The sequence below is a fragment of the Ursidibacter arcticus genome (genome assembly GCF_009761375.1).
Classification (GTDB): domain Bacteria; phylum Pseudomonadota; class Gammaproteobacteria; order Enterobacterales; family Pasteurellaceae; genus Ursidibacter; species Ursidibacter arcticus.
Genome location: NZ_LEKM01000132.1, coordinates 1 through 8,732, shown reverse-complemented (window position 1 = coordinate 8,732; position 8,732 = coordinate 1). Strand labels below are relative to the sequence as shown.

Annotated in this window: 4 protein-coding genes; 3 read left to right on the top strand and 1 reads right to left on the bottom strand. The window is 42.2% G+C overall.

Translation table 11 applies throughout. The features are described 5' to 3' along the window. On the bottom strand, positions 1–3,644 hold a 3,644-nt coding region (locus tag A1D25_RS05300; RefSeq protein WP_205420583.1), incomplete at its 3' end, for a collagen-flanked surface repeat-containing protein. A gap of 523 nt (positions 3,645–4,167) precedes the next feature. Between A1D25_RS05300 and sucA the strand changes: the two genes are divergently transcribed. The 3 genes from sucA to A1D25_RS10985 all read left to right on the top strand — a co-directional run. After that, positions 4,168–6,975: a 2-oxoglutarate dehydrogenase E1 component gene (sucA, locus tag A1D25_RS05295; RefSeq protein WP_157394656.1), complete on the top strand. Its 2,808-nt coding sequence runs from the start codon at positions 4,168–4,170 to the stop codon at positions 6,973–6,975. Between the two features lie 122 nt (positions 6,976–7,097). After that, positions 7,098–8,324 (top strand): 2-oxoglutarate dehydrogenase complex dihydrolipoyllysine-residue succinyltransferase, encoded by a 1,227-nt coding sequence (odhB, locus tag A1D25_RS05290; RefSeq protein ID WP_157394655.1) that lies wholly within the window; start codon positions 7,098–7,100, stop codon positions 8,322–8,324. A 20-nt stretch (positions 8,325–8,344) separates the two neighbouring features. Then, on the top strand, positions 8,345–8,732 hold a 388-nt coding region (locus tag A1D25_RS10985), incomplete at its 3' end, for a hypothetical protein (protein WP_205420582.1).

Here is an 8,732-nt window from a genome sequence, read left to right as displayed (position 1 = left end):
GCGTTGGTGATGGTAATGGTAGCTGTGTCGCCAACTTTTTCTACAGTAGCAGTTGGTGATTTACCGTCTTTACCGTTATTCACCGTGGTGCTGGTGCTTGTGCCATCAGGGTTGTTTACTGTGATGGTGTGTGTACCGTTGCCGTTGTCCGTCACAGTCGCTGTGGCTGATTTGCCGTCAGCACCTTTTTCACCTTGGTCACCTTTTTCACCATTCTTACCATCTTTAACAGTGGCAGTGCTTTGAGTGCCATCTGCGTTGGTGATGGTAATGGTGGCTGTGTCGCCAACTTTTTCTACGGTGGCAGTTGGTGATTTGCCGTCATTCACCGTGGTGCTGGTGCTTGTGCCATCAGGGTTGTTTACTGTGATGGTATGCGTGCCGTTGCCGTTGTCTGTCACAGTCGCTGTGGCTGATTTACCGTCAGCACCTTTTTCACCTTGTTCACCTTTTTCACCATTCTTACCATCTTTAACAGTGGCAGTGCTTTGAGTGCCATCTGCGTTGGTGATGGTAATGGTGGCTGTGTCGCCAACTTTTTCTACGGTGGCAGTTGGTGATTTACCGTCTTTACCGTTGGTGGTGGTAACTTGACCGTTGCCATCGGTAATAGAAATCGTGTGCGTACCGTTGTTGTTATTCACAACTGATGCCACTGCATTTTTACCATCTTTACCGTTGGTTCCGTTCTTACCAGCTACACCTTGAATACCTTGATCACCCTTGTCACCTTTGTCGCCTTTGTCGCCTTTGGCACCGTCTTTAACAGTCGTTGTGGTAACTTGACCGTTGCCATCGGTGATGGAAATCGTGTGCGTACCGTTGTTGTTATTCACAACTGATGCCACTGCATTTTTACCATCTTTACCGTTGGTTCCGTTCGTACCAGCTACACCTTGGATACCTTGATCACCCTTGTCACCTTTGTCGCCTTTGGCACCGTCTTTAACGGTCGTTGTGGTAACTCGACCATTACCATCGGTAATAGAAATCGTGTGCGTACCGTTGTTGTTATTCACAACTGATGCCACTGCATTTTTACCATCTTTACCGTTGGTTCCGTTCTTACCAGCTACACCTTGATCACCCTTGTCACCTTTGTCGCCTTTGTCGCCTTTGGCACCGTCTTTAACAGTCGTTGTGGTAACTTGACCATTACCATCGGTAATAGAAATCGTGTGCGTACCGTTGTTGTTATTCACAACTGATGCCACTGCATTTTTACCATCTTTACCGTTGGTTCCGTTCTTACCAGCTACACCTTGAATACCTTGATCACCTTTAGCACCGTCTTTAACGGTCGTTGTGGTAACTCGACCATTGCCATCGGTGATGGAAATCGTGTGCGTACCGTTGTTGTTATTCACAACTGATGCCACCGCATTTTTACCGTCTTTACCGTTGGTTCCGTTCTTACCAGCTACACCTTGAATACCTTGATCACCTTTGGCACCGTCTTTAACAGTCGTTGTGGTAACTTGACCATTACCATCGGTAATAGAAATCGTGTGTGTACCGTTGCTGTTATTCACAACTGATGCCACTGCGTTTTTACCATCTTTACCGTTGGCTCCGGCTGGACCTCGTGGACCAGCTACACCTTGGATACCTTGATCTCCTTTATCACCCTTATCACCCTTGTCGCCTTTTTGACCTTTTAATCCTGGGTGGGTTGTGATGTAATTTTCATCTAAAGAGAAGGTAAATTTACCATTGGCTTGATCTACCTTAATTCCGGTTCCACCAACCAACTCGACCGTATCGCCGGCTTTGATTGCTTGATGCGCACGGTTTCCGCCACCATTGCCCGAAGCAAAGATTTTCCAGAACATACTGTTCATTGCGGTAGCAACATCATTAGCGGTAGCGAAAGTGTTTCCTGCAGCAGGAACGTTGATTTTGCCTGCACCAGTACCAGAGGTCGGAGCCGTACCAAGAGTCGTGGTGTTAATGTTAAATGTAATATCATTACCTGAAACAGCAGCGGTAGTACCAATGCCGTTTTTGAAGTTAATTGATTCACCTGGGTTGATGACATTATTGCCAGTACCGTTCGCTTTGAGTACCCAACCGGTTTTCTGCAATGCTTCAGCAAGATTTTTGGCAGTAACAACACCATCTGCATTATTCGCTACAGCATTTACCGCACCAGTAGCTTGATTGACCGTAATGTTTGCTTTTTTCACATTCACTTTAGAAGTGATGGACTTACCGTCTGTGCTTGGCGTATTGGTTACAGTCAGCACATCGCCGGTATCTGTCGTAACATTGGTTTTGGTGTTGGTATCAGCCGCTGCACCGCCTGGGGCTGATTTGATTTTAACGTTGTAATTACCCGGTTTACCCTGAACTTCTTCAACCGTAACTGTCGTGCTACCTTCACCAACAAAGTTCACTTGCTTATTGGTTTGAACATCGCCTACTTTGTTACTTCTATCTGCATTTAATGTATTACCAATAGACCAACCTTCGCTCAGTTTTTTAGCAACGATATAAAGCTGCGAGCCGTTGATGGCATCGGTAGAGCCAGCAGAAATTTCACCCGGAGCCACATTTTTCAGCTGACGCTCCATCCCTACCTTACCGATAGAAACCGTTAAACCCAATTTATCCGCATTGGTTTCAGCTTGACCATCGGCAACGGTAAAATGATTATCCCCTGCAAACTCCGAATAGCTCACACCATTAATCGTGGCACTATTAATTCGTTTTGCCACCCCGCTTTCTGAAGAATTACCCAATGCCACCGCGTTTTTATGGGTTGATTTGGCACTTTCACCGATGGCGATGGCATTTTCGGCATTCGTTTCGGTTAAAGCATTACGACCGATGGCGATAGAAAAATTCCCTTTTGAGCTAGCATTATAGTTAATCGCCAAAGAAGTCGCACCGCTTGCGTGGGCTCCTGAACCCAATGCGGTGTTAAATATATTTGTATCTGCTTTTGTGTTCGCACCTAATGCCACAGAAGAGCCTTTTACTGCTTGAGCTTTATAACCGATAGCAATGGCGGAAGTATGTGGATTAGATGCAGGCGTGCCAGTCCAGCTGGGATCACCTGACGTAGCATCTCGCCCCATTGCAATAGACAAACTAGAAAGTGCACGGCTGCCTCGTCCTACCGCTGTCGCCTCTGTAGATTCCGCACGAGCATCAAAACCAAAAGCACTTGAACCTTGATAAGCATAAGAAGTCGAACCGACCGCTGTGGCGTAGTTGTAGTTATCTTGATTACCACCTCTTAACTGAACACCATAGCCAATCGCTACCGCATTTTGGGTTTGATTGCCAGAGCCATTATTTAAACCACTGATCCAGCTATCTGAACCAATCACCACGTTTCTTGGGCTGTTTACCCAAGCATTTACACCACAGACGACGTTGCTGTTATCTTTATTTTGATTAGAAACAGGCACATTTGTTTGACCAGTTGGAGTACTACAAGTAATCGCTGCTACCTCAGCAGAAACCACAGAAAGCAAAAATGGAATGACAAGACTTCTACTTGCTACCCCAATACTCCAGCTTGCTTTGGTCTTACCTAAACTAGAAGCCTTGCTTTTTCCTTTAGATTTACTTAGCTCTGACACAACAACCCAATTTTGAGAAGCGTAGTCCCAAATAATTTTAAAAATTTTATTCATAGCATACCCATAAATAACATTGATATTGTTAATAAAAATCGCTAATAAAGTTATTAGAAATCACATAGACATTAACAATTACAAAACTTGTAAAAACTTACAAATCAACATAAAAGGAAATGTTCTATAACTCATCCTATAAGCTAAAAACAAAAAAAACAACCGATTAAAAAAGCGTAAAAAAAAAAAAAAAAAATAAAAAAATCAATAACTTAAACCAAAATAAAAATATAATCATTGAATGAAAAAATGTTAATTACAAAGTAAATAAACACAAAATACTGACACAGATTTACAAACCAACTTACAATGACTATTACTACCTCAATATTAATGTTACAAATTTGTGAAAATAAGACTTACATCACAGTTTTTTGATTAGTTTTAGGGCATAATACGCTCCAAATAACTACTGCTTTATAAATAGGCAGTTATATCAAGGTTTTACCACTTTTTTTGGCATTACTCGCTATAATGGCGAGAGCAATAATCAATAAACACAACTCAATAAGGTTAGGTATGTATGCAACATAAAAACTTTGATGACTGGATAGCTTCAACCGCATTTGGTGGAGCTAATCAATCTTATGTTGAAGAAATCTATGAACAGTATCTTGATGATCCTGAAAGTGTTGATGAAAGTTGGCAAGCAATTTTCGCTCAACTCCCGAAAACTACTGCGGTAGAACAACCACATTCTACGGTAAAAGATTATTTCCGCCGTTTAGCCCGTGAAAATCGAACTGAAGCGGTAACCGTCATTGACCCTGAAGCCAGTGCAAAATTGGTCAAAATTTTACAATTTATTAACGCTTATCGTTTTCGTGGTCATCTCGAAGCGAAACTCGACCCACTCAATTATTACCGTTGGAAAACGTCTCAAGTTCCTGAATTAGACTATCGTCACCACGGTTTTAGCGAGAAAGATCTTGATGAAACCTTTACTGTGGGTCGTTATGTTTACAATAAAGAAACCATTACACTCAGAGAGTTATCCGAAGCCTTAAAAGAAACCTATTGTGGCAGTATTGGTCTTGAATTTATGCATATTCAAGATATGGAGCAGAAAAACTGGCTACAAGCTAAAATGGAAAGTGTGTTAAATAAACCGCTTTTCACAAAAGAAGAAAAAATCAATTTATTACAAGAATTAACCGCAGCGGATGGTTTGGAGCGTTATTTAGGGGCTAAATTCCCAGGGGCAAAACGTTTCTCATTAGAAGGAAGTGATGCTTTTATTCCAATGATGAAAGAGATTATCCGTCACGCTGGTCGCCAAGGTATGAGCGATGTGGTAATGGGTATGGCACACCGTGGGCGTTTAAATATGCTGGTAAACGTACTCGGTAAAAAACCTGCGGAATTATTTGATGAATTTGCAGGTAAACACGCCGATGTAAACCGTACCGGTGATGTGAAATATCACCAAGGTTTCTCTTCTGATTTTGCTGTCGATGATAAGCAAGTTCACTTAGCTCTCGCTTTCAACCCTTCTCACTTAGAAATTGTTAGCCCTGTGGTTATCGGCTCAGTTCGAGCAAGACAAAATCGTATTTATGATAAAGAGCATAATAAAGTACTAGCTATTACCGTTCACGGTGACTCCGCTGTGGCAGGGCAAGGTGTGGTGCAAGAAACCTTAAATATGTCAAATGCTCGTGGCTATAAAGTAGGCGGTACTATTCGTATTGTGATTAACAACCAAATTGGTTTTACTACTTCTAACCCGAATGATACCCGTTCGACTGAGTACTGTACCGATATTGCGAAGATGATCCAAGCACCAATCATTCACGTTAATGGCGATGACCCTGAAGCGGTGGCTTTCGCGGCAAGAATGGCAGTGGAATATCGTTGCTTATTCAAACGTGATATTTTTATTGATTTGATTTCTTATCGCCGTCACGGGCATAACGAAGCCGATGAGCCGTTAGCGACTCAGCCGATGATGTACAGCATTATCAAAAAACACCCAACTCCACGCAAAGTATATGCAGATCGTTTAATTGCTGAAGGCATTTTAACAGGCGATGAAGAGATTGAGATGATGAATCTCTATCGTGATGCGTTAGATAATGGTGATCGTGTCGTGCCTGAATGGCGTGAGATGGATACCGCTAAAATGGATTGGCTACAATATCTCAATTATGAGTGGACAGAGCCTTATGAAAGCAAATTCCCACAAGAGCGTTTCTTAACCATTGCTAAACGTGTATGCGAGTATCCTGAAAGTGTAAAACCGCATTCTCGTGTTGAGAAAATTTATAATGATCGCCGAGAAATGTATAAGGGCGAGAAACTATTAGATTGGGGTATGGCTGAAACAATGGCATACGCTACTTTATTAGATGATGGTATTCACGTTCGTTTATCTGGTGAAGATGCAGGACGAGGAACTTTCTTCCACCGCCACGCTGTGATCCATAATCAGAATGATGGAACAGGCTATGTACCATTAACACAACTACACGCCAATCAAGGTCGCTTTGAAGTATGGGATTCTGTCCTTTCTGAAGAAGCGGTATTAGCCTTTGAATATGGCTATGCAACAACTGATCCGAAAACACTAACCATTTGGGAAGCACAATTTGGTGATTTTGCTAACGGTGCTCAAATTGTTATTGACCAATTTATCAGCTCTGGCGAACAAAAATGGGGCAGAATGTGTGGTTTAGTGATGTTATTACCACACGGTTATGAAGGACAAGGCCCTGAACACTCATCAGCTCGTTTAGAACGCTATTTACAGCTTTGTGCAGAACAAAATATGCAAGTTTGCATACCTTCAACTCCTGCACAGGTTTACCATATGCTACGCCGTCAAGCAATTCGTAAAGTTCGCCGTCCGTTAGTGGCAATTTCGCCAAAATCGTTACTTCGCCACCCGCTTGCAGTTTCTACGCTTGATGAGTTGATCAATGGTGAATTTAAAAATGTCATCGGTGAAATTGATGAGCTTGATCCAAAAGGGGTAAAACGTGTGGTGCTTTGCTCTGGTAAAGTATATTACGATCTTCTTGAGCAACGTCGTGCAAATAATCAAACAGATGTGGCGATTATTCGTATTGAGCAACTTTATCCTTATCCACACGATGAAGTCAGAAAAGTATTAGAACAATATGCACACGTTACGGATTATGTTTGGTGTCAAGAAGAGCCACAAAACCAAGGGGCTTGGTATTGTAGTAAACACAATTTTGAAGCCTCTATCCCAGAGAATGCGAAATTGAAATACGCTGGCAGACCAGCATCAGCCTCCCCTGCGGTGGGTTATATGTCGCTCCATACCAAACAGCAGAAACAGTTGGTAAGTGATGCATTAACGCTCTAGTTTAAATCGTTTGCTCGGGCGTGTGATACGCCTTAGCAAGCGGTCGTTTTTGGCTAGATTTTTGCAAATTTTAAATGGGCGTATGCGATACGCTCTTATATAGAACTAAAAGGAAATAAACTATGACTATCGAAATTCTTGTTCCTGATCTTCCTGAATCTGTTGCCGATGCAACTGTTGCAACTTGGCATAAAAAAGTGGGCGATAGCGTAAAACGTGATGAAGTTATCGTTGAAATTGAAACGGATAAAGTGGTGCTTGAAGTGCCTGCAACGAGTGATGGCGTTATTACTGAAATTCAGCAAGACACTGGTGCTACGGTTATCAGCAAGCAAGTGCTTGGTGTACTTTCAGCACTTCAAGCTGGTGATGTTAGCAGTGCAACCCTTGCTCAAAATGAGCCAACACCAGCAGATAGAAAATCGTCTGCGGTAGAAAACGATCACAGTGATGCAGACTCTCAAGGCCCTGCAGTTCGCCGTTTATTAGCTGAACACGGTTTAGATGCCAGTGAAGTAAAAGGCACGGGCGTTGGTGGACGTATTACTCGTGAAGATATTGAAGCTGTGGTAGCAAAACGTGCTAAAGCCAATATGGCGAAAGTGGCAGAGAAAGCTGAAAATACGATTAGTACCGTTGCCTACTCTGCTCGTAGCGAAAAACGTGTGCCAATGACCCGCTTACGCAAACGCATTGCTGAACGCTTACTTGAAGCGAAAAATACTACCGCAATGCTAACCACATTTAATGAAGTGGATATGCAGCCGATTATGAGCTTGCGTAAGCAATATGGTGATAAGTTTGAAAAACAACACGGTGTACGTTTAGGCTTTATGTCGTTCTACATTAAAGCGGTTGTTGAGGCATTAAAACGTTATCCAGAAGTGAATGCTTCTATTGATGGCGATGATGTGGTTTACCATAACTATTTTGATGTCAGCATTGCGGTTTCTACTCCGCGTGGTTTAGTCACACCAGTTCTGCGTGATTGCGATAAACTTTCAATGGCTGAAATTGAGAAACAGATCAAAGCGTTAGCGGAAAAAGGTCGTGATGGTAAATTAACCGTTGAAGATTTAACAGGCGGTAACTTTACTATTACCAATGGTGGTGTATTTGGCTCATTGATGTCCACACCAATCATCAACCCGCCACAAAGTGCTATTTTAGGTATGCACGCCATTAAAGATCGCCCAGTGGCTGTTGATGGTCAGGTGGTAATCCGCCCGATGATGTATTTGGCACTCAGCTACGACCATCGTTTAATTGACGGTCGTGAGTCTGTTGGCTTCTTAGTGGCAATTAAAGATTTGCTTGAAGATCCAACTCGCTTGTTATTGGAAATTTAATATAAAAAGAGACCGCTTGTATGAATGCAAGCGGTCTGATTTTAAGAAAATTTTGTAACCAAATCTCCCCTAGCCCCTCTTTGCTAAAGAGGGGGATAAAATATAGAGAGATTTTGAGCAAAGCAAGGATAAACAAGCAGTCTGATTTGAAAAAATCTTGTAGCCAAATCTCCCCTAACCCCTCTTTGCTAAAGAGGGGAATAAAACATAGAGAGATTTTGGACAAAGAAAGGATAAACAAGCAGTCTGATTTGAAAAAATCTTGTAACCAAATCTCCCCTAACCCCTCTTTTCTAAAGAGGGGAATTAGGTTGAAGAGACTTATTCTTTCATCTGAAAAATTAAAAATCGTATTGAAGAAATTCGATATTAAATTTTCGCTAGAACAAGTCCCCCTCTTTAGCAAAG